This is a genomic window from Nocardia sp. CA-135953 (genome assembly GCF_050955735.1).
Taxonomy (GTDB): Bacteria; Actinomycetota; Actinomycetes; order Mycobacteriales; family Mycobacteriaceae; genus Nocardia.
Genome location: NZ_CP192082.1, coordinates 335,944 through 359,732, shown reverse-complemented (window position 1 = coordinate 359,732; position 23,789 = coordinate 335,944). Strand labels below are relative to the sequence as shown.

Sequence of the window (23,789 nt, the reverse complement as noted above, 5' to 3'; positions counted from 1 at the left end):
ATATGCGTCATCGCGTGCTGAGGTCCACGCACATACTGCTGGGGTATAACCCAGACGCCGCTGTCTGGCCACATCGCCGGTCTCGGCAGTTATGGTGGGGTATGGCTTCCCCCGCACCGTTGCCCGAACCCGTGACGGGTGTCCCCGCCGCGGAACCGGCAGCGATCCGCGCGGCGCTGACACCCACACTGCTCGCCGAGTTCGATCACGAGTGGGAAATCGTGCTGGACCGGGCCAAGAACAGCAAGGAACTCTCCGGCATCCTCGAACTGCTGACCAAATGGCGGCATATCGCTGTTGCCGAGGTGCGCGAGCCGGGCGCCTACTTCCGGTTACAGGCCAAGGCGGAGCAGATCCAGCGGTCCGGGGCCAATCCGAGCGCGGGTTCTATCGAGGATATGCGGGCACTGATCGCGCGACGACAGGTCAGCTGAGGTTGTACCGAATCATCCCGGCAGCCGCGCACCCGCGCCGTCTATCTTTCGCAGGGACGATCGAGGCCGCACCGGACTTCGCCAGCCGAACGCGCTAACCCGCTGTCAGCTCATCGAATGCGACATCGATGGAAATCGGTGTATCCAGTGTCAGCCGTCGGGTATGCAGGCAGACCAGATGGTAACGGCCTTCGGAGAGTCGGTACTCCTCGATCTGCTCGATACCGTCCCCGGCCTCGGTGGGAAAAACGATGAAGTACACCGGAATACCCGCAGCGGCGTAGGCGGCCTTCTTCTCGACCGTATCGGTATGGTGCGAGCTATCGGGAGAAACGATCTCGACCACCAGCACGGCGTCACCCGCGTAGAGCTTCGCGTCGTCGTCGAGGCAGCGGTATACGACGATGTCCGGTCGGCGCAGGCTCAGCGGAACATCGCTGATTCGGACATCCACGTCCGTCTCGACCATCAAGCACGGCTCGGGCTTACGGCCAGCTTCCATCCGCGCCGCCATCCGCCGAGCCACCCGATTGTGCAAACGGGACGGGCTCTCGCATTTCACGATATGCCCGTCGATCACCTCGATGGTTCGGCCGAAGTCCTCGGGCAGCAGCTCGTAGTCGCGGGCAGTGATCTGCTCCGGAATCCACCGGTACCAGTCGCTCGGAGCGCCGCTAGTCATGCCGTGAGCGTACCGGGTAGGCCCAGGCTCGGCTGACAACTCGATCGCGCCGTTCCACATTCAGCGACAGCCCATAGACTGTGATGCGCGCCATAAAGGAGCGCATCGATGAGGTGCAAGCGGCCCGCGCACGTTACGACGGTGAACCAGCGTGACCGTGTCGTAAATGTTGGCCACGAACGCCTTCCCAACGGTGAAGCTGGCCTTAACCTTTAATCATGACCGCGGCCTTCGATGATATGGATCTGCGTGACCTCGTCGGACTGCTCACCGAAGATGAACTAAGGGAGCTTCGACCGGCGGTGCTGCGTGTGTTATCCCGGCAAACCCCGCAGGAGCTACTCCGTCGTGAACTCGGACTGCGTATGACAAAAGTCTGAGTCCGTCGTTCATCAACCAACCGACCACCCGGCCGTCGCAATGGCGAATCGCCAATGCGGCGGCCTCTTGCTGTCCCAGCACACGTAAGCGCAGGCCACACGCAGATACGGCACCGTATCCGCGCGATCGCGTGTGTGCGCTCACGAATAGGTAGTGGCGAATAGCGCCGCACTTCGATAAACATTCCGTGCGGTCGCATTTAGATATAGGACAGGCCCGCCGAATCGGTGGAATTCCGATTCGACGGGCCGGTATAGCCAGGAGTTAGAACACGCGCAGTTGTCCGGGCGACCAAAGCCCCGAACGGTTGGCCGTACCCGTATCCAACTTGGCCGGAACCGCATTCGGGTAGTACTGGTCGTACCGCTCCAGCGAACCCCAGTCCCGCGCCCAATCGTTCTTCAGATACGTCGGAACGGTGCTCGACTTCGCCAGCATCTGGCTGAAGCCGAGGGGCCCGCCGAATTCTTCGGCCTGCCAGGTATTCGTCGAGCTGATGGCCAGTGGCCGGTCCGGCAGGATCCGGTACCCGGGCACCTCGGCCATGCCGTTCTTGTGGTCCAGCGGCCGCTGGCACGGGAACTGCAGCCCGACCGCCCAGTCCAGCAGCACCGGCTGCTCGGAGCCGATGAAGCTGTTGAGCGTGGCCAACTTCGGCATCCGCGGCGGGGTGAACGCCAGCCACTGGTCGCCGATCAGGATCGGGTCGTTGGCGACAACGCGCACCGCATCGGCATCGGGTGCGATCTCGTCGAGCGGGACGCGCAGGTTGCGCCACGATGGGAACGGACCGATATCGCGCGGCAGGTAGGTGCCGAGCATCTGCACACTGCCGTCGGGCAGGTGCTTGCCGTAGTCGACGGTCAGCGACTGGCCGTACCTGGTGTCGCCGGTGTCGTCGACGGACAGGATCCGGCCCGCGGCCGAAATGACCACCAGCGGACGATCACCCGAGCGCGGCGCCAGCTGGTACCAGCTGGAGACCAGATGCGCGGGCTGCTGCACGCCCTGCTGGTAGCTGCCCATGACCGGCGTGGTGGCCGGATCGAGGCCGAAGGGCAGGGTGGCCCGGCTGCCGTTGACACCGGTCGCGCCGAAGCCGCCGTCGGTGCCCGCGTTCTGACCGTCCGCGCCGACCGGACCGACCGACTGGGTGGAGGTATTGCCGGTGCCCGGTTTCACCTCGATGGTGTCGGCGCTGAGCTTCTCGGGCACACCGTTCGGATCGAAGCCGACCGGATCGGCGCCTGCCAGCGGATCACCGTTCTTCGGCGGATTCGCCGGATCGACGATCGGCGTGAGCATGCCGTTGCCCTTGTTCACATCCGGTTCCACCAGCACGTCATTCGCGAGACCGCACGAATTACCCTGCACCGCATCGAAATTCGAGCGCGCGAGCGAATATGCGGGGTACTGCGATACCGCGCCCTTGACCAGCGAGCACACCTCGAGCAGCACCATCAGCGCGACGACGACGGTCAGCGGGATAGCAGCGAACTTACGAATCCGCTTGCCGCGCACCGACTTCGCCGACGGCTGCGGCTTGGTGTAATCCTCGCGCAGCGCCGACCAGCCGACCAGCGCCAGCGCCAGCCCGAACAGCACCAGCATCAGCGTGTTCGACTGGTAGCCGTGCAGCGAGATCCGCTTGTCGAACCACGGCACACCGAAGCTGGAGACGTACCAGTAACCGTTGATACCCGAGAAGGCGACCGCAAGCACGAACAGCAATCCGGCGAGGAAGATCGCCCGATTCTTCCTGGCCCGCAACGCGCTTGCCGAAACCGCCACCGCGGTGACCGCGGCCAGTGATCCGGCGATGCCCGCATACGCGCCGAAGTGGTGGGTCCACTTCGTCGGGTTGAACATCATGAAGAAGATGGTTCCGAAGACCACGCCCATCAGCCGCCAGGTCGGACCGCTGGCGATGCCGGGAACCTGCCTGCGCCGCAACAGCACCAGCATGGTGGTGAACAGGCACAGCAGCATGATCAGAAAGGCGAAGCGGCGCGACAGCGATCCGTCGACGGTCTCCACGAACAGGTAGTAGTAGCGCAGGTAGTCCTCGTACCAGGCCAGGTTCGGGCCGGTCACCTGCCGCACCCGGTTGGCCTCCTGGATACCGGCGAAGGTCTGGTCGGTGTACACCACGATCAGCACCAGCAGACCGGCCGCCGCGATCGGCGCGAGCAGCGGCAGCGTCGAACCCCACTTGCCGACACCCTGCGCCGCGAACTGCCGATGCCGCCGCACCACGATCCGCACCAGCGGCCGGATACCGGCGAGCAGAGCCGCCACACACATCAGACCGGTCGGCGCCGCCGCCAAGGTGAACGCGGCCACCAGAATCGCCACCGCGGCCGGGAGCAGTCGCCCCGTCGCAATGGCCCGCTCGATCGAAACCCAGGTCAGCAGCGCGCCGAGCGCGACGATCGACTCAGAGCGCAGACCGTTGTCGAACGGCAGCCAGAACGCCAGGAAGACCAGCCCACCGGTCCACAGCGCCACCTTGCTGTTGCGCACCCCCCGCCCCAGCCGGGGCACCACCTCGCGACTGATCACCATCCAACAGAGAATCGCGCAGAACAACGCGGGCAACCGGACCCACGGGCTCGCGGTGGAGATCTCCGAGAAGGCCTGGATGACGTAGTAGTACCAGCCGAACGGCGCCTCCGGCACGCCGTACCAGCGGAAGTAATTGGCCATATAGCCGGCGTGCGGCGCCACCCGCACCATGCTCAGGATGTAGCCGTCGTCGGATGTGTTGGCGCCGACGAAATGCCACAGCAGCAGCGTGCCGACGACCGCGCCGTCCGCCCAGTTCGGCTTCAGCCAGTTGGCGGGCAGGATCCGGCGGTGCCCGCGCCCGTCACTGCCGTCGAGCCGAGCCAGTGCGCCGAGCGCGATCAGCGTGCACAGCACCGCCGCGATCATCGCGATCAACTTGACCGGGGTCGGGTTGGAGGAGAACCGGGTGTCCACCGTCATATGGAATGAAAGGCCGGTGGGCACCGCGCCCTTCAGATCGGTGAACACGCCGACCACCTGCGGCCGCAGATCACCGTTCAGCTGCCCCTCGACCGGCACCTCGACCTTCTGCGTCGTCCCGGGCGCCGCGCCCTCGACCGGCCGCTCGATCGTCGTGGTCACACCGTCGAACGACGCCCTGGTCCGATTGATGTCGGAGCTGATGGTGATCGACGTGCACGCGCCCAACTGCGCACGCTCGGCCGAGGCGACCACGGCATTGCGGTCGACCACATCCACCGTGGTGTCCGAGACCCGCACGAACATCGCCTCGAGCGAGGCCCGGTCGCCCTGTGGCGGCGCGGTAGCCAGCAGCATCCCGCCGTAACTCGGCAGCTGATCGATTGCCGAACACGGAATGCGCGCGTCGAGATCGATCGGCACTTGCGACATGAGCGGCGCCTGCACGCTGTTGAGGGCGCCGTCCTGCGGCCAGTTCAGCGTCGCGGTGGTCTGGCTGACCGGTAAGAACGGAGCTGCCAGCGCGAACAGCGCGCCGAGCACGCCGGCGACCAGCGCGACGAGACGCGCGGTTCGGAAATCGCTCGGTGCGACTTCGGGCGCGGCGGGCGGTTTTGTCAAGACAGCGGTAGCGGCGTCGGGCACGGTTGGCAATGGTAGCGGTGTTTAATTGTCGCGGCTCCGCCGCGACGTGTTCGCGGCCCCCCGATGGCTTGCGTCCGAGCGGCCGAGACTCGCGACTTCGTCGCATGCGCTTCGGCCACTCGGACGCGAGCCGGGCCGCGAACGGCGCGTGCTCGATCTCGCTTCGCTCGAAACCTGGGTCCGATTCTTTGGTCACCATCCAGCGGATGGTGGCGAACTCGCGGAACGCAGAGACAGCGGTTGCGAATCGAACTCTGACCCGAACTGCTGACCAGTTGCCGGGGGGATGGAAAGGTGTGAGGTATGACAAAGGTGAATCTCGAAACCAACTACGGACCGATCGTGCTGGACCTCGACGACGCGAAGGCCCCGAACACCGTCGCGAACTTCGTGAATTACGTAAACGCCGGCCACTACAACGGCACCATCTTCCACCGCGTCATTCCGGGTTTCATGATCCAGGGCGGTGGCTTCACCCCCGAGATGCAGCAGAAGGGCACGCAGGCCCCGATTCAGAACGAAGCGAACAACGGCCTGAAGAACGACAAGTACACCGTTGCGATGGCCCGCACCAACGACCCGCATTCGGCGACCGCGCAGTTCTTCATCAACATCTCCGACAACGGCTTCCTGAACCACACCGCGCCGAATCCGCAGGGCTGGGGCTACGCGGTCTTCGGCAAGGTCGCCGAGGGCTCCGAGGTGGTCGACAAGATCGCCGCGGTATCCACCGGTTCGTCGGGCATGCACCAGGATGTGCCGCAGGACGACGTCATCATCGAGTCGGCGACCATCGCCTGACTTCCGCTGCCCACGAAGAGCCTGCCACGAAGAGCATCGGGCCGCATTCCACCGGGGATGCGGCCCGATCCCGTCAGAGCGGCAGGAGGTGATGTTTGCGGGGGTTGCGGAGGAGGACCTTATCGCGCAGGAGGTGGAGGGCGCGACGCAGTTCCAGGCGGGTGGTCGACGGTTCGATGACGGCGTCGATATAGCCGCGCTCGGCCGCGACCCACGGGGTCGCCACGGTCGCGTTGTAGAAGTCGATCATCTGCTGGCGCACCGCGGCGCGCTGATCCTCCGGCGCCGCATCGATCTGTCTGCGGCCGATCAGGCTGACCGCGCTCTCCGCGCCCATGACCGCGATCCGGGCGGTCGGCCAGGCCAGATTCACATCCGCACCGAGCTGTTTCGAACCCATCACCGCATATCCGCCGCCGTAGGACTTGCGGATAACCACGGTAACCTTCGGCACGGTCGCCTCGACGTAGGAGAACAGGAAGCGGCCGCCGCGCTTGATGACGCCGATCTTCTCCTGTTCCACACCGGGTAGGAATCCCGGTGTGTCGACAACGAATACGAGCGGAATCTCGAACGCATCGCACATCCGCACGAAGTGCGCGGCCTTATCCGAGGCCCTCGCATCGAGCGCACCGGCGGACACCATCGGCTGATTCGCGACCACACCGACGCTGCGGCCGTCCACCCGCGCGAATCCGGTGATGATATTGCGCCCGGCCGAGGCGCCGATCTCGTGGAAATCACCGTCGTCGAATATGCGCAACAGGATGTCGTGCATGTCGTACCCGGAGTTATCCGAGTCCGGGACAATCGAATTCAGCTCCAGATCCGATTCGGTGATCTCCGGCTCCAGCCCCGGATTCACGATCGGCGGCTGTTCCTGGCAGCTCGTCGGCAGGAAGCCCAGATACGCGCGCACCCATTCGAACGCGGACTGTTCATCATCGGCGACGTGATGGATATTGCCGTACTGCGCTTGGCTATCGGCGCCGCCGAGTTCCTCGAGGCTGACGTCCTCGCCGGTCACTTCCCGGATCACGCCGGGCCCGGTGACGAACATGTAGGCCTCGTGGGTGGCCACCACCACGTCGGTATTGATCGGGGCGTACACCGCCCCGCCCGCGCACTTGCCGAGAATCATCGAAACCTGCGGCACCATGCCCGATAGCGGCTCGGCGCGGTTACCCAGCTCGGCGTACCAGGCCAGTGAGGTCACCGCCTCCTGCACCCGGGCGCCACCGGAGTCGTTGATGCCGACCACCGGGCAGCCGACCTTGGTCGCGAACTCCAGGACAGCGGCGACCTTGCGCCCGAACATCTCTCCGACCGAACCGCCGTAGACGGTCTGGTCGTGTGAGAACACCGCCACCGGCCTACCCTCGACCAGGCCGTGCCCGGTGACCACACCGTCGCCGTACAGTGCCGATGGATCACCCGGCTTTCGCACCAGCGCACCGATTTCCACGAAGGTACCCGGATCGAGCAACATATTGATCCGATCGCGAGCGCTCGGAATTCCCTTTGCGGCCCGCTTCGCCACCCCCGCTTCGCCCGCCGGTTCCTGCGCTAATTCCAGTCTCTTTCGCAGGTCGGCAAGTTTCTCGGCAGTAGTGCTCACTTGGCCCCTCTCATCAGGTGCACCCCTACGGGGCAAAAACGGCAAGCTTCGCGGTGAGGTCGGCTCCGATCTTTCCGATCCGCGGCTCGTCAACGATCTGGAGGTGGTCACCCGGGATATGTATAACCTCGAGGTTCGGAATGTATTCATCCCAACCGCCATTGGGTCGCCGATCCGCGAAACGCGGTTCCAGCTCGATCGCGCCGTCGTGGTAGCGATCGGCGAGATAGAGCACGACGTCGCCCTCGTAGCGGGTGGGGCTCAGCTTCTGCAATGCGCGATTCTCGATCCACGAGGTGCGCTGATGTTCGAGCACACCGCCCGGAATCTTGGTTCCACTGATCTTGACGAGATCGCTGATCATCTTGAACTGATCTTCGTCATCGGCCAGCGCCAGTTCTTCCAACTGCTCCTGCGGCAGTTCGCCTTCAACCCCATAGGTCTTCTTTGCGAATGCCTGGTAGCGCTGGATACGGCGAATCCGTTCCGCCGGGCTGTTGTCCTCCGGCTCGGTCGGAATGGCCAGGTCGATCAGGCCGACCATGCGAACGTCCGCGCCCTCGGCACGAAGGAGATGCGCGACCGCCAAGGCGAGCACCGCGCCGAGCGACCAGCCGTACAGCACGTACGGGCCGTCACCCTGGATGAGGCGCAACTGCGGCACGTACTGCTTGGCACGGTCCTCGATATCGCCGTCGGCACGTTCGATGCCGTACATCGGGGTGTCGGCGGGCAGGCGCTTCAACAGCGGTTCGTACACCAGGGTGTTGCCGCCCGCAGGGTGGAAGACGAAGACCGGCACCGCATTCGAGCCCTCGGCGCGCGCCCGCAGCGGACGCACGAAACCATCCACATCGGCACCGCTGTTCTGCAGTTCGCGCACGATATCGGCGAGCTGCTCGATGGTCTCGCAGTCGAGCACGTCATCGACGGTGACCTCCGCCTTGACCCGCTCGGTGAGTCGAGCCGCCAACTTCTCGGCGACCTCCTCCTCCAGGATCGGCAGGGTATTGAAAATGCCACCCGCCGACTTACCGGTGACGATCGCCCAGGTGGCGAAGGTCAACCGCTCGGCGGCATCACGCGGCGGCACATCGTCCTCATCGGCACCGGCGGGCTGACCACCGAAGATCGCGGCGGCGGCGGGAGCCCCGCCAGCAGCCACGGCCTCGGCCGCGCCGACCGCAGTGGTGTCCTCGGTGTCCAGTGCCCGCCCGGTCGCAGCCTCGTTCGCCTCGACCGCGGCCGCCTGCGCCGGAGTGGCCGGGGCAGGCGCGGCGGTATCAGCCGCAGCACCGGTGATACCGGCCGCCGTCTCCGCCTCGGCGACAATCTTCTCGGCCTCCGCCTCCACCGAGGTGTTCTCGGCGTCGAGCGAAACCCCTTCAGCGGCAGCGACATTCGCCACCACGGCCGCCGGATCCGCACCCGCCGCAACCGCAGCGCGCGCCGCGGCGATGAATCCGCCGTCGACCGCGATCTCCTCACCGGCCGCCTGCTTATCGGCGATCGCCTGCACCTCGTCGCGGTGCTCGATGGCATAGTGCAGCACCTTGCCGACCTCGTTCAAGTTGGCATCGCGCACGGCCTGGATCTGCAGCTGCGGAATATCGAATTCGTATTCCACCCGATTCTTGATGCGCATGGCCATCAGCGAGTCGAGGCCGAGCTCCATCAGCGGGATCTCCATCGGCAGATCCTCGACCGCGTAACCCATGGACTCGGCGACGATCAGCGCCAGCCGCTCCTCCAAGGTCTGGGTGCCCGCCGGATCCCAACGCTCACCGAAGGTTTCGACGACCTCCAGATCGGCCTCGCCGGTGGTCGCGACCTCGGTTCCCGGAACCGCAGCGGCGACAACGGGTTCGGGCAGCGGCGCACCTGAGGCGACGACCGCCTCGAACAGCAGCTGGAAACTCACCCCCGCACGCGCGTGCACCTGCACCGACGCACCACCGAGGTGCGGGATCAACGTGGTGGTCAGCGTTCCGGTGGTCGGCAGCACCGCGTGCGGGACCGACGCGCCCAACGACACCTCGCTGAGTACCTGTGCCGCAGCGGTTTTCACCAGCAAGGCGAGATCGGTGACGGCCGAGGCCTGCACCTCCCACACGTGCCTGCCGTCCGGCAGCGCGACATGCGCACCCGGCACGCGCGCATTGCCGCTGCCACCGGCCATCTTCGCCTTCGGCCAGTACTGCTTGCGCAGGAACGCGGTGCGCGGAATATCGGCGTAGCCGCCCGCGGGCAGCAGCGACGGCAGATCGACGCGATGCCCGTGCACGTAAAGCTGGGCCAGCGCGGAGATTACGCCCGCCGACTCGTCTTCCTTGCGCTTGAGCGTCGGGATGAGCTGCGCATCGTGCACACCCGCCGTGAAGGTCGTGCCCAGAACCTGCATCAGCGCAACGGAATTCGGCGCCAATTCCAGGAAGGTGGTGTGGCCGGTATCCACCGCGAGCTTCACCGCATTGGTGAAGTACACCGAGTGGCGCATGTTCTTGACCCAGTAGGCCTCGTCGTGCACCGGATCGCTGCCGGGCCGGTAGAACTCTTCCTTGTCGACGGTCGAGTACAGGCCGGCCGTCAACTTGGTCGGCTCGATACCGGCCAGCTCCGCAGCCAGCTCGCCGAGGAGCGGATCCATCTGCGAGGTGTGCCCGGCGCCGCGGGTCGCCAGCACGCGGGCGAATTTGCCCGCCTCCTCGACCTTGGCCACAATCGCCGCGACCTGATCCTGCGGACCACCGATCACGGTATTCGTCGGCGCCGCGTACACCGCGCACTCGACATCCGGATAGTCGACCAGCATCGCCTCGACATCGGCGGCACTCAGCTCGACCAGCGCCATATTGCGTACATCGTCATCGCTGATCATCGCCTCGCCCTCGCCCATCAGGCGCGAACGGGCGCAGATCACGCGCACCGCGTCCTCGAGCACGAGACCACCGGAGATATAGGCCCCGGCCACCTCACCCATCGAATGACCGACCACCGCATCGGGTTGCGCGCCGTGCGCACGCAGCAGTGCGGCCAGACCGATCTGAATGGTGAAGATGCCGACCTGCGAGGTGCCGACGTTGTAATCCTGGGCGTCGTCCAGGATCATCTCGCGCACCGAATACCCGGCCTCGTCCTGCACCAGCTCGTCGACCTCGTCGACGGCCTTGCGGAAGATCGAATTCTCCAGGTAGAGCTGCTTACCCATCTTGCGGTGCTGCGCGCCGAACCCGGACAGCACCCAGACGGGGCCCTGCGCGGCGGGCGCGTCCGCGGTGAACACACCGGCCCCGGGCTTCCCCGCAGCGATCGCACGCAGACCAGCGACGGCCTCTTCATGGGTCTTGGCGATGACCACGCCACGCGAACGCCAATGGCTTCGCTTGGCCAGCGAACGCGCCACATCCTCGAGCGGAGTGTTACGTCCGTCTTCGGTCTCCAGCCAGTCGGCCAGCTCCGTGGCGGCGCGGCGGCGGCGCGAAGGCAGGTAAGCCGATACCGCAAGGATCACGGGCAGCGGTTCAGCCCGCTCGGTCGACCATTCCGCAACGGCCGCCACGTCTCCCGCAACCTGCTCGGCACTCTCCGCGACTATCTGATCGACCTCCGCGACCACACCTGTGGTCTCGATATCCCCGTCTATCGTTTCGCTCTGGTCTGCCGCCTCGGCGATAAGTTCCGCGGTCTCGTTTTCTGAGCCCGCGACCTGGCTCCGATCGACCGCAGTCGGAGTCGGCTTGTATTCCTGGATGACCACGTGGGCGTTGGTGCCACCGAAACCGAAGCCGGAAACACCGATGGTCGCGGTGCCGCTGTAGCGCGGGAATTCCGTCGCCTCGTCGACGACCTTCAGGTGGGCCTGCTCGAACGGAATGTACGGGTTCGGCCCGGCATAGTTGACGTTCGGCGGCAGTATGTTGTTCTGCAGCGCCATGACCACCTTGGCCAGGCTGGCAGCGCCCGCACCGGACTCCAGGTGCCCGAAGTTCGTCTTCGCCGAGCCGAGCAGCGCTGGCTTGTCGTCGTCGCGGCCACGGCCGACCACCCGACCGAGTGCGTCGGCCTCGATCGGGTCACCGAGCAGCGTGCCGGTGCCGTGCGCCTCGATGTAGTCGACCGTCGAGGGGGCTATACCCGCATCCCGATAGGCCCGGCGCAGGACCTCGGCCTGCGCATCCGGGTTGGGCGCGAGCAGACCATTGGACCGACCGTCATTGTTGACCGCGGAACCCTTGATCACCGCGTAGATCTTGTCGCCGTCACGCTCGGCGTCGGCGAGCCGCTTGAGCACGACCAGACCGCCGCCTTCGGCGCGGACAAAACCGTCCGCATCGGATGAGAACGCCTTGAGCCGACCATTCTTGGCGATCGCGCCATTGCGGTCGAATCCGAGCGACGCCATCGGCGACAGCAGCATATTCACGCCGCCGGCCAGCGCCAGATTCGAATCGCCGTCTCGCAGCGAGCGCACCGCCTGGTGCACCGCGACCATGGTGGACGAGCAGGCGGTATCGATCGCGACCGAGGGGCCACGGAAGTCGAAGAAGTAGGACACCCGGTTGGGGATGATGCTGGAAACGCTGCCCATGATGGCGTACGCCTCGGCCGAGGCGGGCACAGTCGGATCCGGCGTGCCGAGTCCGAGCGCGGCGATCAGCTGGAATTCATTGCTGGACGAGCCGATGAAGACACCGACCGGTTCACCCTTGAGCTCACTGGCCGGAATTCGGGCGTGCTCCAACGCTTCCCAGGTCAACTCCATCGCCAGGCGCTGCTGCGGATCGACCCGCTCGACCTCGACCGGCGACATCGCGAAGAACTCCGCGTCGAAGCCCTTGACGACCTCCTGATCGAGGTAGCCACCCAGCGTATTGCCCTCGGCGACCGCCTCGGCGACCGCGGGTTCGCTGGTGAACTCCTCCCACCGCCCCTCGGGCCGCTCCCGGATCGCGTCACCGCGGTTGATCAGGAATTCCCAGGTCGACTCGGGAGTATCGCCCGCGCCCGGCAGCCGGGTGGACAGGCCGACGATCGCGATATCGTGCGCCTCGCCCGGCTGATAGCCCGCGGTGTAGAACGAATCGTCGGCGGATTCCTGCGGCAACTCCGGCTCACCGTTGACGACGACCTCGGCCAGCGACGCGATGGTCGGATGCTGATAGACGATCGTCGCCGTCAGCACCACACCCGTCAGCTCTTCGATATCACCGCCGAGCGCGATGGCATCGCGTGAGGCCAGCCCGAACTCCTCCATCGGCCGGTCCACCGTGATCTGCTCGATCGATTGACCGGTCGCGTCGGCGACCCAGCGGCGCAGCCACTCCCGCAGCTCCGCGACGGATATGTCGGTCCGCGGGGCGGATTGCGAAACGTCCCCGGCGCCAGTGGGATCGATCGCGTCCGCATCGGCGAGCACGATCTCGGTCGTCTGGTCGGGCGTGCCCTCGTTGTCAGCCATCAGTTCCTCAAGCTACCTGTCTGCGTACCGGGCGCGCCGCGAATCGACGCCTGACGTGGGAAGCCACGCCCAGCGTCGATATTCGGATCGAGCCACCCTCGGGCAATTACTCTTCCGGTGCATCGGGGAAGGCCTGCTGGGTGTAACCACCCCGCAGCGTTCCCTCCAGATAAGCAGTCTTGCAGGCGCGTCGAGCGATCTTGCCGCTGGAGGTCCGTGGAATCGAACCCGCGGGAACCAAGAGCACGTCGCGCACGGTCACACCGTGACGCTGGGATACCGCCGCGCGGACCGCGTCGGCGATGGGCAGTGGATCGGCCTTGCCCGCGCCGGGTCCGCGCTCGCCCACGATGACGAGCTGCTCGGAGGCATCGTCGGCATCGAAACTCAGGCCGGAATGGCTGCCCTGTTCGAATACCTCGGCCGGCAGCTGATTCGCGGGCACCGAGAACGCGGCCACGAAACCGGGCCGCAGCGCCTTCGAGGCCTCCTGCGCGGAGAACTCCAGGTCCTGCGGGTAGTGGTTGCGGCCGTCGACTATGACGAGGTCCTTCACCCGCCCCGTGATGTACAGCTCGCCCTCGAAGTACACGCCGTAGTCGCCGGTGCGCATCCAGTTGGCGTCGGCCGTGGTGCCCTCGGTGTGGCTGCCCTCGGTGAGCCGATGCGCGACCTTGTTGTGGAAGGTCGCCGCGGTCTCGTCCGGACGATCCCAGTAGCCGATGCCCATATTGTTGCCGTGCAGCCAGATCTCACCGACCTGGCCGTCGGCCAGTTCGTGCCCGCCGCCGTCGGAATCGATGGTCTCCGGATCGACGATGGCGGCCCACTGCGACAGCGCGACATAACCGCAGGAGACCTGCGCGATGGCGTTCTCGGCGCCCTGCTCGACCCTGACCATACGACCGGCGTTGAGCTCGTTGCGGTCGACGTAAACGACTTTGGCCTCGTCCTCAGCCTTGGTCGCGGAGACGAACAGCGTCGCCTCCGCCATGCCGTAGCAGGGCTTGATCGCGGTCTTGGGCAGGCCGTACGGGGCGAACGCGTCGTTGAACTTCTTCATCGACGAGGTGGTCACCGGCTCGCTGCCGTTGATCAGACCGATGACATTCGACAGATCCAGAGACTCGCCGTTCTTCGGCAGACCGCGCGCGGCGGCGTGCTCGAAGGCGAAGTTCGGTGCGGCGGCGAAGGTTCCGGCACCGTCGTTGTGTGCGGCCAGTTCCTTGATCCAGCGGTACGGGCGGCGCACGAATGCGCTCGGCGACATGATGGTGATGTACTTGCCGCCGACCGCGGGCAGGATCACCGTCAACAGGCCCATATCGTGGAACATCGGCAGCCAGGTGACACCGCGCGAGTTCCAGTCGAGGTTGATCGCGTCGACCATCTGCAGCAGATTGGTGCCGACTGCCCGGTGGGTGATCTCGACACCGGCCGGGACGCGAGTGGAGCCCGAGGTGTACTGCAGGTAAGCGATGTCGTCGACGGCGACATCGGGACGCACCCAGCTCTCGCCGACGGCATCCGGGATCGCGTCGACCGCGATGATGCGCGGACGCTGGGCGGCGGGCAACGAGCGGAAGAACTGGCGCACACCGGCCGCGGAGGAGCTCGCGGTCAGAATGGCCGAGGGTTCGCAGTCGCCGAGCACCGCGTGCAGGCGGTCGGTGTGGCCCGGCTCGTCGGGGTCGAACAGCGGCACCGAGATGGTGCCCGCGTAGATCGCGGCGAAGAAGGAGATCACATAATCCAGGCCCTGCGGGGCCAGGATCGCGACCCGGTCCCCCGGGTTGGTCACCTGCTGCAGTCGAGCGGCCACCGCGCGCAGCCGAATACCGAACTCACGCCACGTCAGCTCCTGCGCTTCACCGTCACGCTCGCGCGAATAATCGATGTAACGGTACGCGAGGGTGTTCGCGTCGTTGCGGGTGTGCTTCTCGACGTGGTCTACCAGGGTGTGATCATCGGGAATACGGATATTCCCGGTCTCATCCAGGTAATCGTCGAAAGTCTCTTCCATTCCTTCATCTCCTCCGAGGCACACGCAGCAAGACGGCGACAACGCCGCTGTTACCTGTGAGGCCCCGACTCGCTATCGCCCGCGGGTGCTCTACATGCGAGAGCCAGCCTGCAGATTTTATTGCGGTCTGCGCGGTAGACCGCTATCGGCTAGATGTTCTCAAACCAGAGTCATGTTACAGAGAAGACCGGGTCACTCCCCCGCAGCAGCGGAATAATCGGCGCGAACGCGTCCATCTGGGTTGGGAACACACCGACATACGACATCGATGTGAGTTGCCGCACCTGACGGATCTGTTCGGCGATCTCCTCGAATGTGCCGATCGCCACATAGGGCGAAGCGAGGATTTCCTCGACCGACAGTTTTACGTCGACCTCGAGGTCCGGGTGCAATCCGCGCTCGATCGCGGACAGCGCCATCTCGGCGGTCTTCTCCCGGTCGTCGGTGATGACGATCGCGGTAATGGCCCAGTTCAGCTCGATATCGGCGAAACGCTCACCTGCGGCTTCCTTGATCAGGTTCACCTTCTCGATGGTCTTCTCCAAGGTGATGCCGGACAGCAGGCCCTTGCCGTTCTTGGTGGTGACCGGAACGACCGAAACGATGTCGGCGTGCTTGGCGGCCAGGCGCAGCATCTTCGGACCGCCGCCGCCGGTGCAGATCGGCGGGCGCGGACCCTGCCGCGGCCTAGGCGTGCCCTTGACACCGTTCACCTGGTAGTACTTGCCCTCGAAGGTGCATTCCTGGCCACGCAGCAGCACATCGAGGATGGTCAGGGTCTCGTCCAGCTTCGCGAGGCGCACGCCAGGCGATTCGTACGGCAGACCCGCGGCGACGAATTCGTCCTGCTTCCAGCCCGCGCCGATGCCGACCTCGAGGCGGCCCTTGGACAGCACATCGATGGTGGCGAGGTCCTTGGCCAGCACCACCGGATGCCGGAAACCGTTGGCCAGCACCGAGGTTCCCAGCCGGATCCGCTCGGTGGCCTGGGTCAATGCGCCGAGTGCGGCGATCGGGCCGATCTGGTCACCCAGGTGGTCCGGCACGACGAAGGTGTCGAAGCCGTACTCCTCGGCCGTCTGCGCGGTCTGGACGAACTTCCTGGCCCCGCCCTCTTGCTTATTTCCCTCGCCCGCGGCCGCGAAGCGGAAGGGCCGCAGCGGAGTACCCAGCGCGGTCAACTCAGCATCCGCTTCACGGCTCGCCGTGGTGGCCGGTGCGGCTTCTGTCATGAACTCATGCTCCTGGCTGTAAGGAAATGTGGGCGCGAGTCCGGGCCGCATCGTGCCCACGCTTCTGGGGGCTCGAGGGCCGGCGTCGCGATCATCAGGCGCACTTTACAGCGTTGTGGTGTGTAGCTGCCCAAGCTTGCGTCACTAGCACCGCGATCAGGCGGGTTTCATGTGACCAGTCACCAACGCAACGACTGATTTCGTGCGCGCATGGGTAACGCGCCGGGTACGCCCAGAGGCTCACCCGCACTCGACCGCCTGCCCGCGACCGCGGTGTCGAGGCTCCCACGACCGGCGGAAGGCCGGGGGAGGCGGTCAAGCGTGCGCCGGATGTGGCGCGCCTTCTATCAAACCGCTGGCCCAGTTCACTGTCCACTGTGTCGCGGTGGTGCCGTCGCCATCCACCACGTAGCCGTTGTAGAGGCTGTGCACCGGGTTGCCGACCGCGCGGACCAGGGTCAGCACACTGCCGACGATGTTCAGTGGACTCAACGCATCGCGCGGCGAATCGCAGATCATGTCGCCGGGCGCGCAGATGGTGTACGTGCGATCGGCCAGCGAGCCGAACCCACCCGAACGCGCACCGGTCATCGTGATCCCGGGCACCTTCAGCCCGTTGAGCGAAACCTCGGCGCCGACTCCGGCGGGCGCGGTGCCGATCTGGATGGCCTGGCCCGGTCCGTTGTCACCGGTGCGGCGGCCGTCGGCGATCAGCATGACGCCGAGCACCTTGTCCGCGGGTACCGGTCCCTTGCCCGCGCCGATCTGGTTGGCGATATCGCCCGCGATCACCGCGCCCTGGGAGAACCCGGCGACCACATAGGCGGTCAGCGGACAGTCGCGATACCGATTCGCCATCGCGTCCTGCGTGCGCTGCCAGCCCTCGGAACGGCTGTTGTTGTACGACTGCTGGCCGTCCGGCGGAATCGCGATCGGATTGGAGAACTGCGCGACGTACGGAACGGTGTAGATATCGAGCCGCCCCTCCGGGAACTGCTGCGATACCGGCCCGGAGACGTTGAGCATCAACGAGATGGGATTGGCCGTCGGATTGTGCGGATCGTCGTTGCTGTTCGATTCCCAGGTGCCGGGTATCGAAATCATCTGCACGTCGGGACACCAGGCCGGCTGGGAGGTCGGCGGTGTCGGCGGCGGCTTCGGACCTGGCTTCGGCTTGCGCAGCGGTCCGGCGAGCACGAACCACAGCAGCAGCGCGATGACGACGACGAGCACTACCAGACCGATGAAGAGCAGGCACCCCGCCGGTTTTCGGGACCGGCGGGAGGCCGAACCGCGCGCACTCACTGGCAGTACGTCGACTTAGCCGTATCGATGTAGATCTTTCCGGCCTGCTCCACCGGCATTTTCGCCGGATCGAAGGACGGATCCGATCCGGCCATCGCGGTAGCGAAGGTCATCAGATCCTGATCGGAGGCATTCGCCGCGACGCCCTGGCAGACGTAGGTGCCGATGCTCAGCGCGATATCCGGGCTGGACGGAGTGATGCCCGCGGCCTTGAGCGCGTCGAGGAACTTCTTGTCCTTATCGGTCAGCTTCGATGTGTCACCAGGTGCGGCATTGGTCGGAACGGGCTGCGGGCGCTCCGGCGTCGCCGTATCGGCGGGCGTCTCGGGGGCCTGCGACGGCTGACCGGTTGCGACGGCGCTGGTCGAGGCAGGGGTCGAGGCGGAGGTCGTTGCCGCCGCGGTCGTGGTGTGGGACAGCGTCGGCGTGCTCGACACAGTCGAATCGTTATTGCCGCAGGCGGCGAGCAAGCCGGTAGCGGCGATCCCCACGACTACGCCGATAACCTTTCCGCGGGTCCGATGCATGAATTCGTGTCCTCGATCTGTTCGCTAAGGGGACGGGTCGCCACCCAGGCTAGAGGAAAGCCGAGCATACGTGCAGGCGGTAGGCAAACAGACCGGTTGGAACTAAATGCCGTGCACTTCGGGTTTGCCGTCGCGCACCGTAATGAATCCGGTCTGGAAATTCTGCTGGATCCCCCCGGGAACGGCGAACTCGTCACTCGTCGGGTACCCGAGCCTGCCGTTCTCGTAACCGACCACCGACCACATATCCATGATCGGACCCGAACGCACCGGCCATGCACCCGACAGCGGGCTCCAGTAGATATTTCCGCCCTCGAACTTGGAGTAGCGACCCAAATCCTTGCTCGGGGCCTCGTCGGCGGTGGGGAAGCCGAGTTGGCTGTTCTCATAACCCAATTCGGCGTACTTGCCCAAGATCATTCCCTGCACATAATGCACACCGGTCTTCGCGCTGTAGTAGAACGGACCGTTTTCGAAGGACTGGACCACACCGTCCTTAGTGGGAACCTTGGTCTCGGGTCCGGTGGGATATCCGGCCGGACCGCGCTCGAAGCCCTGCCTACCCCATTCGTCGAGAATCGCAGCGCGCACCACCTGCGCGCCGGTCCGCGGGGTCCAGTAGAGCAGGCCGTTCTGGAAGGCCTGCATGCGTCCGCGGCCGTCCGGCAGCCCGCGCTCGTCATCGGTGGGCAGACCGAGCGCACCGCCCTGGCCGAGCGCGGCCTGGTAGCCGCCGCCGATCATGCCCCCGACCGCGTGCGCGCCGTCGGCCTGCGAATAGAAAACCCGGCCGCCCTTGAAGTCCTGCGCGATGCCGCTCGCCACCTGATACTCGCCGGTGAGGCATTCGCCGAGCCAGCCGTTGCCGCTCGCCAGGGCGGCGATCGAGCCCCCGGTTTGGCAGGCCGGTTTGTTCGGGTCGACCCCGAGCGCGGCGGCGGCCTGCGGCCAGGACTGACGCATTTCGAAATCCCAGTACGGCCACGAATGTGTGCCGGAGGGCCGGTAATTCACCTGGGCCGGGATGGACAGCTTGCCGAGTTTGGTCACGAAGTTCTGCGAGGTCAGCCGGGATAGGATCTCCAACCCCATGCCCGCGTAATTGGTGCTGACCCCCGGAATGCCGCTGGCCTGGTCGAACGGTCCGATCGATCCGTTACCGCTCGAGATATACAGGCTGACGCCCTTGAGTTTGTCCGCCAACGCATACGGGTCGTGGCTCTCCCACTCCGGACCGCCCGGCGGACCCCACATGGCCGCCGAATCGAATCCGCCCGCATCGTGCATGGCGTACTCGATCGCCTGCGGCATGCCGAGAGTGGTCGTGGTCAGCACGCCGGAGTACGACGCGGCGTATCTCGCGAAGTTCGGATTGCGCCCGGCCAGGAACATCGCGGCCGTGCCGCCCATCGAAATGCCTTCCATGCCACGCACGTCCGTGGTCCGCCACTGGCTCTCCAGCAGCGGCGGAAGTTCCTTGGTCAGGAAGGTTTCCCATTTGTAGTTGCGGCCGTTGTCGGGCTGCAGCCAGTCGGAGTAGAAGCTGGACTGACCGCCGACCGGCAGCACCACCGTAACGTTCTTATCGGCGAAGAAATCCACCGCACCGGCGTCGTGGGTCCAGCCGCTCTCCTCATCGGTCGCCCGCAGACCGTCGAGCATGAACAGAGCCGGGAACCTGGCCTCCGGGCGGGTGTTCCAATCCCGGGCCAGCAGCAGCTGCACCTGGATGGGTGTGGCCATCGACGGCGAATTGATCCACAGCGCGACCCGCCGATCGGTCAGCCACACCACCCGCTGCACCGTCACGCCGACAGCGGGCGCGGCGGCGGGTTGGGCGTTTGCGGGGGCGGTGCTCGGGGAAAGCCCTGAGGCGAGCGTGATCGCGATAGCGGTGGCGAGCATCGCGACCGCGCCACGGGTCACACGTCCGCTACGCTGCCCGCGCCGCCCACATCTGCCGAGTGCAAGTCCTGCCACAAGTGTTTCCTACCCCGGTTGCGGCGCGGTTGCGGGTAAGACACGCGGGCAGGCTTATCCGCCTGGCGAATGCGAAACGGCGCCGCCGCTTCCGTTCGGAAGCAGACGGCGCCGTTCGGCGTATGGCCCCTTAGCTCACCAACCGCCGGTGGCATCGAGGATGCCGTTGTGGGAGTTCCACAGCTCACCCTCCCAGTACTTCCACGAGTGGGTACCCGCGGCCGGGAAGTCGAATGTGGCCGGAATGCCGAGCGAGCCCAGGCGAGACTGGAACGCGCGGGTGTTCACCAGCGACAGCGCCTCCAGCGCCATGCCGTTGGCGGTGTTGAAGTAGCCGACGGCCGAGTTCGGGTTGTCGTACTGCCCCGGCAGACCGCTGGCCGCCGAGATGTACATCGGCAGACCACGCAGCTGCGGGGCGAACACGAACGGGTCCATCCGGAGCCACTGCGAGCTCCACGGCGCGGCCATCGAGTCGACGTTGTAGCGGCCCGCGTCCAGCATCGCGATGCGGATCGCCTCACGCATGCCCGGCGCGGAGATGTTCAGGTAGCCGGAGTAGGACGCGGCGTACTTGAACTGGTCGCGGTGGTAGGCGGCCAGCGCCAGCGCGGCCGAGCCACCCATCGAGAGGCCGACAACCGCGTTGTTCGTGCGTGACACACCGTAGCCCTCGAGGAAGGCCGGGAGCTCCTTGGTCAGGAAGGTCTCCCACTTGTAGGTGGTCTTCTGCCCGTTGGTGTTGCTCGGGCTGTACCAGTCGGCATAGAAGCTCGACTGGCCGCCGACCGGCATGATCAGCGAGATGTTGTCGTTGCCGAACTGCTGGAGGGCGTTCGTCTCGAACGACCACGCATTGCGGTCGTCACGTGCCCGCAAGCCGTCGAGCAGATACAGCGCCGCGTTACCGCCGCGCGCCGCCCACTGCACCTGGACCTTGATCGGACCCATCTGCGACGGGACCATCAGATCCTCTAAGCCGCCCGACGGCGTCCGCAGCGCGGGGCCGTGCACCGGCGCGGCCAAGGCAACGGTCGGGCCCGTCACGCCCGCGGCGATCGGTAGCGCCAACGCTGCCGCACCGACAGCCAGAATTCGATTCCGCCAACCACGAGGGGTACCTCGCCGTCCCGACTTGGTTCTCTTCGGCGCGGCCGCCCTGCCGAAACGCATGAATCCTGCTCTCTTTCTGCTGTTGTGGTGTCGCCCGTAGCCCTTGCGGGCCGGGCAACACCCGTGCTGCCAACGAGACACGCGTCACGTGCGAACCGGTACCCGACATTCCGGCACAAGAGACGGCGCTACAACGATCTGGTCACACTTGCGCTCGCTGGAGGTTATTCGACGTGCGAAGCCTTAGCAAGACCGGGGTATTCGAGTGGCCGAATTCCGCCTGTTCACAAGCTGTGATCGTGCGGAGACCCTATCGCGTTCATGCGGAGATGTCGTGTCGGAACGGGAATTTCGAACAAAGATTAGGGGGTCGCTAGGGAGTCCGAATTCTGCCCCGGGTGCCGGCTCGGATCCGGCAGCATGTCGAGCACTTGGTCGGTCAGGTAGTGCCAGGCGCGCACACCGACCGCCGGGTAGCGCAAGGCCGGGTTCGTCGAGCCGCAGCTCGTTGCAGCACCGCGTCTCGGGGACCGCGTTCGGCAAGCAGGCCGAGGGATTCCTCTGGGGGATTCCTCTGGGTCGATCAGGCATACCTGCCGCCCGGGGTAACCTGGCGCAACGGGAATCCAGCCGTAGCGCCTCGCGCATACCGGGCGCGGGATATTCAGGTAGCCCGAATACGAACCCGCATAGCGGAATTGGATTGCCCGCCGACCGGAATGACAACGTTGGTATTCCACTGCGGCGTACCCGGGAGATCCGCCGATGCGGATGCCACCCCAACCGCCGAGCTCAGCAACCAGCCATCGGCAACTATTCAGCAAACTCGGTAATGCCGCATCGATTCGACCTTTCGCCCGTGCGAGCACCATCGCTCGCGCTGTCGAGTATGAGGATCGACACTCGACACGAATGCTCCGCGCGCACAGCAGGTCTCGGCGTTATCACTCTTCTACAGGCAAGTGCTCGAACCAGAAAACGGCCGCGATGTCGGGTCGTGATGAGATCCGGGAAGACCGACGCGAACTCTTTCCACGCACCTACGCCGGGCATGCGGCGCCGAGACTTCCGAGCCAGCGATCATCCAGCCAACCGTTGGGCAACTGCTCGACGCGGACCAAAGACAAAGCCGCCCGGTACATGCACCGGGCGGCTTGTGCACCGCAACATGCCCGCGGGGAGCGAGCGACCATGCGCGGCGGCCGATAACTCAGCCGATATTGGCGGACATGTCCGGAATCATCCGATAGGCCTCGTCCTGCCAGTTGGTCCACGCATGCAGTCCGGCGGGCGGGAACGAATACACCACGTTCTGCGCCCCCAACGACATCATCCGGACCTGGAATGCCCTGGTATTCGCCAAGGCGAGCGCTTCGAGCGGCGAGCCCCTGAGGAGACGATCCGCGGCAACCGGGAATGGAATATTCAGATCCTCGGGCATCGGCAGCGCACTACCGGCGGCGACCCACACCCGGGTGCCGTTCGCGATCAAGCGCGGCGCGAAGACGAACGGATCCATCCGCAACCACTGCGGACCCCACGGCGGCGCCATCGCGTCCACGTTGTAGCCGCCCGCGTCGATCATCGCCGTCCGAATCGCCTCCCGCATACCCGGCGCCGAAATATTGAGGTAGCCCGAGAACGCTCCGGCGAAGCTGAACTGGTCCGGATGATAGGCCGCAAGCGTCAGCGCGGCACTGCCACCCATCGACAGCCCGAACACACCGTTGCGATTCGGGTTGAAGCCCAAGCGATCCCGCAGCGCCGATCGCAGTTGCTGGGTCAGGAACGTTTCCCAGTCGTAGCGATAGCTCTTTCCGGGCCCTGCCAAAAAGGCTTCCGTCGCACCGGATCCGGTGGCCGAACCCATCGCACCCGGCGTGACGCCGAAGAAGTTGCTCGGCGCATTCCAGTCGGCGTAGAAGCTCGACATGCCGCCGACCGGCATGACCACATTGATATTCCAGCTCGCGAGGATCGCGGGGACGTTGGTCTCGATCTCCCAGCCATTGAGCGTTTCCGGTGCCCGTTGGCCGTCGAGCACGTAGACAACGCGGTTGGTATTGCCATCCGCCGCGCGCAGCACCCGACTCTTGATCGGACCCATCACCGGGGAATCGACCCAGAAGTCGAAGGCCGCCGGGTCGATGCCCGCCGATGCGATGGCGCCACTTCCCGCGACGGAGATCCCGAGCGGTAACAGCATCGCCGTCGCCACACCGAGCACCCATTTCTTCGCCCAGGAACCACCGGGCGCCCCGGCCGAGCTTCCGGGCCTACGCTGCCAGCGCACACTTCGCATTCGACTCGACCTTTCGTCCAGGCGGCCAGTCAGCAAACTTCAAGCAATCTCAACTGGCGCCTAATCGGGCATAAAGACAACCGACCCTGTGCAAAACAGACATACCACCTGCATACATACGGTTCGCGCATCAATGTCCAGCGAATTCTTCTATGTTGCTGAAAAGTGATCCAAACCACAACTATGCGAAGGCATCCACCAGCTGATTCGTTGTCGACGGGGGTTTCGGACGGATGCGAGCAAACAAGAACCGCCTGGTGTGCGAATACACCAGGCGGTCAACTCACCGCACTACCAGCC

At 65.5% G+C, this 23,789-nt stretch carries 13 protein-coding genes; 2 read left to right on the top strand and 11 right to left on the bottom strand.

Annotated elements, in window-relative coordinates; translation table 11 throughout:
- Positions 1 to 101: 101 nt before the first annotated feature.
- Entirely contained in the window at positions 102 to 434 is a 333-nt protein-coding gene (locus ACQPXH_RS01615; RefSeq protein WP_433600584.1) for a DUF6247 family protein, read from the top strand.
- A 94-nt stretch (positions 435 to 528) separates the two neighbouring features.
- Here the strand turns inward: ACQPXH_RS01615 and ACQPXH_RS01610 are convergent, their stop codons facing one another.
- Positions 529 to 1,116: a Uma2 family endonuclease gene (locus tag ACQPXH_RS01610; RefSeq protein WP_433600583.1), complete on the bottom strand. Its 588-nt coding sequence runs from the start codon at positions 1,114 to 1,116 to the stop codon at positions 529 to 531.
- A 645-nt stretch (positions 1,117 to 1,761) separates the two neighbouring features.
- Entirely contained in the window at positions 1,762 to 5,130 is a 3,369-nt protein-coding gene (locus ACQPXH_RS01605; protein ID WP_433600582.1) for an arabinosyltransferase domain-containing protein, read from the bottom strand.
- 303 nt (positions 5,131 to 5,433) lie between these two features.
- On the opposite strand from ACQPXH_RS01605, the gene ACQPXH_RS01600 reads away from it, so the two are divergent.
- Positions 5,434 to 5,931 (top strand): peptidylprolyl isomerase, encoded by a 498-nt coding sequence (locus ACQPXH_RS01600; RefSeq protein WP_433600581.1) that lies wholly within the window; start codon positions 5,434 to 5,436, stop codon positions 5,929 to 5,931.
- Positions 5,932 to 6,004: 73 nt separating this feature from the next.
- On the opposite strand, the gene ACQPXH_RS01595 is transcribed toward ACQPXH_RS01600, so the two are convergent.
- The 9 genes from ACQPXH_RS01595 to ACQPXH_RS01555 form a co-directional block, all read right to left on the bottom strand.
- Positions 6,005 to 7,549 (bottom strand): acyl-CoA carboxylase subunit beta, encoded by a 1,545-nt coding sequence (locus tag ACQPXH_RS01595; protein ID WP_433600580.1) that lies wholly within the window; start codon positions 7,547 to 7,549, stop codon positions 6,005 to 6,007.
- A 25-nt stretch (positions 7,550 to 7,574) separates the two neighbouring features.
- Positions 7,575 to 13,007: a polyketide synthase Pks13 gene (pks13, locus tag ACQPXH_RS01590; protein ID WP_433600579.1), complete on the bottom strand. Its 5,433-nt coding sequence runs from the start codon at positions 13,005 to 13,007 to the stop codon at positions 7,575 to 7,577.
- Between the two features lie 106 nt (positions 13,008 to 13,113).
- Entirely contained in the window at positions 13,114 to 15,030 is a 1,917-nt protein-coding gene (gene fadD32 / locus ACQPXH_RS01585; RefSeq protein ID WP_433600578.1) for a long-chain-fatty-acid--AMP ligase FadD32, read from the bottom strand.
- Positions 15,031 to 15,200: 170 nt separating this feature from the next.
- The gene (locus tag ACQPXH_RS01580; RefSeq protein WP_433600577.1) at positions 15,201 to 16,262 is read right to left on the bottom strand and encodes an LLM class F420-dependent oxidoreductase; all 1,062 of its coding nucleotides are present in this window, start codon (positions 16,260 to 16,262) and stop codon (positions 15,201 to 15,203) included.
- Positions 16,263 to 16,577: 315 nt separating this feature from the next.
- Entirely contained in the window at positions 16,578 to 17,567 is a 990-nt protein-coding gene (locus ACQPXH_RS01575; protein WP_433600576.1) for a cutinase family protein, read from the bottom strand.
- Positions 17,564 to 18,058 carry a DUF732 domain-containing protein gene (locus ACQPXH_RS01570; protein WP_433600575.1) on the bottom strand — a complete coding sequence of 165 codons (495 nt, stop codon included), beginning with the start codon at positions 18,056 to 18,058 and terminating at the stop codon, positions 17,564 to 17,566. Before ACQPXH_RS01570 ends, ACQPXH_RS01575 begins: the two co-directional genes overlap by 4 nt.
- Positions 18,059 to 18,196: 138 nt before the next feature.
- Positions 18,197 to 19,999 (bottom strand): alpha/beta hydrolase-fold protein, encoded by a 1,803-nt coding sequence (locus tag ACQPXH_RS01565; protein WP_433603694.1) that lies wholly within the window; start codon positions 19,997 to 19,999, stop codon positions 18,197 to 18,199.
- Positions 20,000 to 20,209: 210 nt separating this feature from the next.
- A complete protein-coding gene (locus tag ACQPXH_RS01560) occupies positions 20,210 to 21,247 on the bottom strand; it encodes an alpha/beta hydrolase (RefSeq protein WP_433600574.1) in 1,038 nt (345 codons plus the stop codon).
- Positions 21,248 to 22,397: 1,150 nt separating this feature from the next.
- The gene (locus ACQPXH_RS01555) at positions 22,398 to 23,489 is read right to left on the bottom strand and encodes an alpha/beta hydrolase (protein ID WP_433600573.1); all 1,092 of its coding nucleotides are present in this window, start codon (positions 23,487 to 23,489) and stop codon (positions 22,398 to 22,400) included.
- Positions 23,490 to 23,789: the final 300 nt, after the last annotated feature.

Coding starts and splice junctions, on each gene's coding strand:
- ACQPXH_RS01615 (WP_433600584.1), top strand. CDS start 102: ATGGCTTCCCCCGCACCGTTGCCCGAACCCGTGACGGGTGTCCCCGCC.
- ACQPXH_RS01555 (WP_433600573.1), bottom strand. CDS start 23,489: ATGCGAAGTGTGCGCTGGCAGCGTAGGCCCGGAAGCTCGGCCGGGGCG.
- ACQPXH_RS01600 (WP_433600581.1), top strand. CDS start 5,434: ATGACAAAGGTGAATCTCGAAACCAACTACGGACCGATCGTGCTGGAC.
- fadD32 (WP_433600578.1), bottom strand. CDS start 15,030: ATGGAAGAGACTTTCGACGATTACCTGGATGAGACCGGGAATATCCGT.
- ACQPXH_RS01565 (WP_433603694.1), bottom strand. CDS start 19,999: ATGCTCGCCACCGCTATCGCGATCACGCTCGCCTCAGGGCTTTCCCCG.
- pks13 (WP_433600579.1), bottom strand. CDS start 13,007: ATGGCTGACAACGAGGGCACGCCCGACCAGACGACCGAGATCGTGCTC.
- ACQPXH_RS01580 (WP_433600577.1), bottom strand. CDS start 16,262: ATGACAGAAGCCGCACCGGCCACCACGGCGAGCCGTGAAGCGGATGCT.
- ACQPXH_RS01610 (WP_433600583.1), bottom strand. CDS start 1,116: ATGACTAGCGGCGCTCCGAGCGACTGGTACCGGTGGATTCCGGAGCAG.
- ACQPXH_RS01560 (WP_433600574.1), bottom strand. CDS start 21,247: ATGCGTTTCGGCAGGGCGGCCGCGCCGAAGAGAACCAAGTCGGGACGG.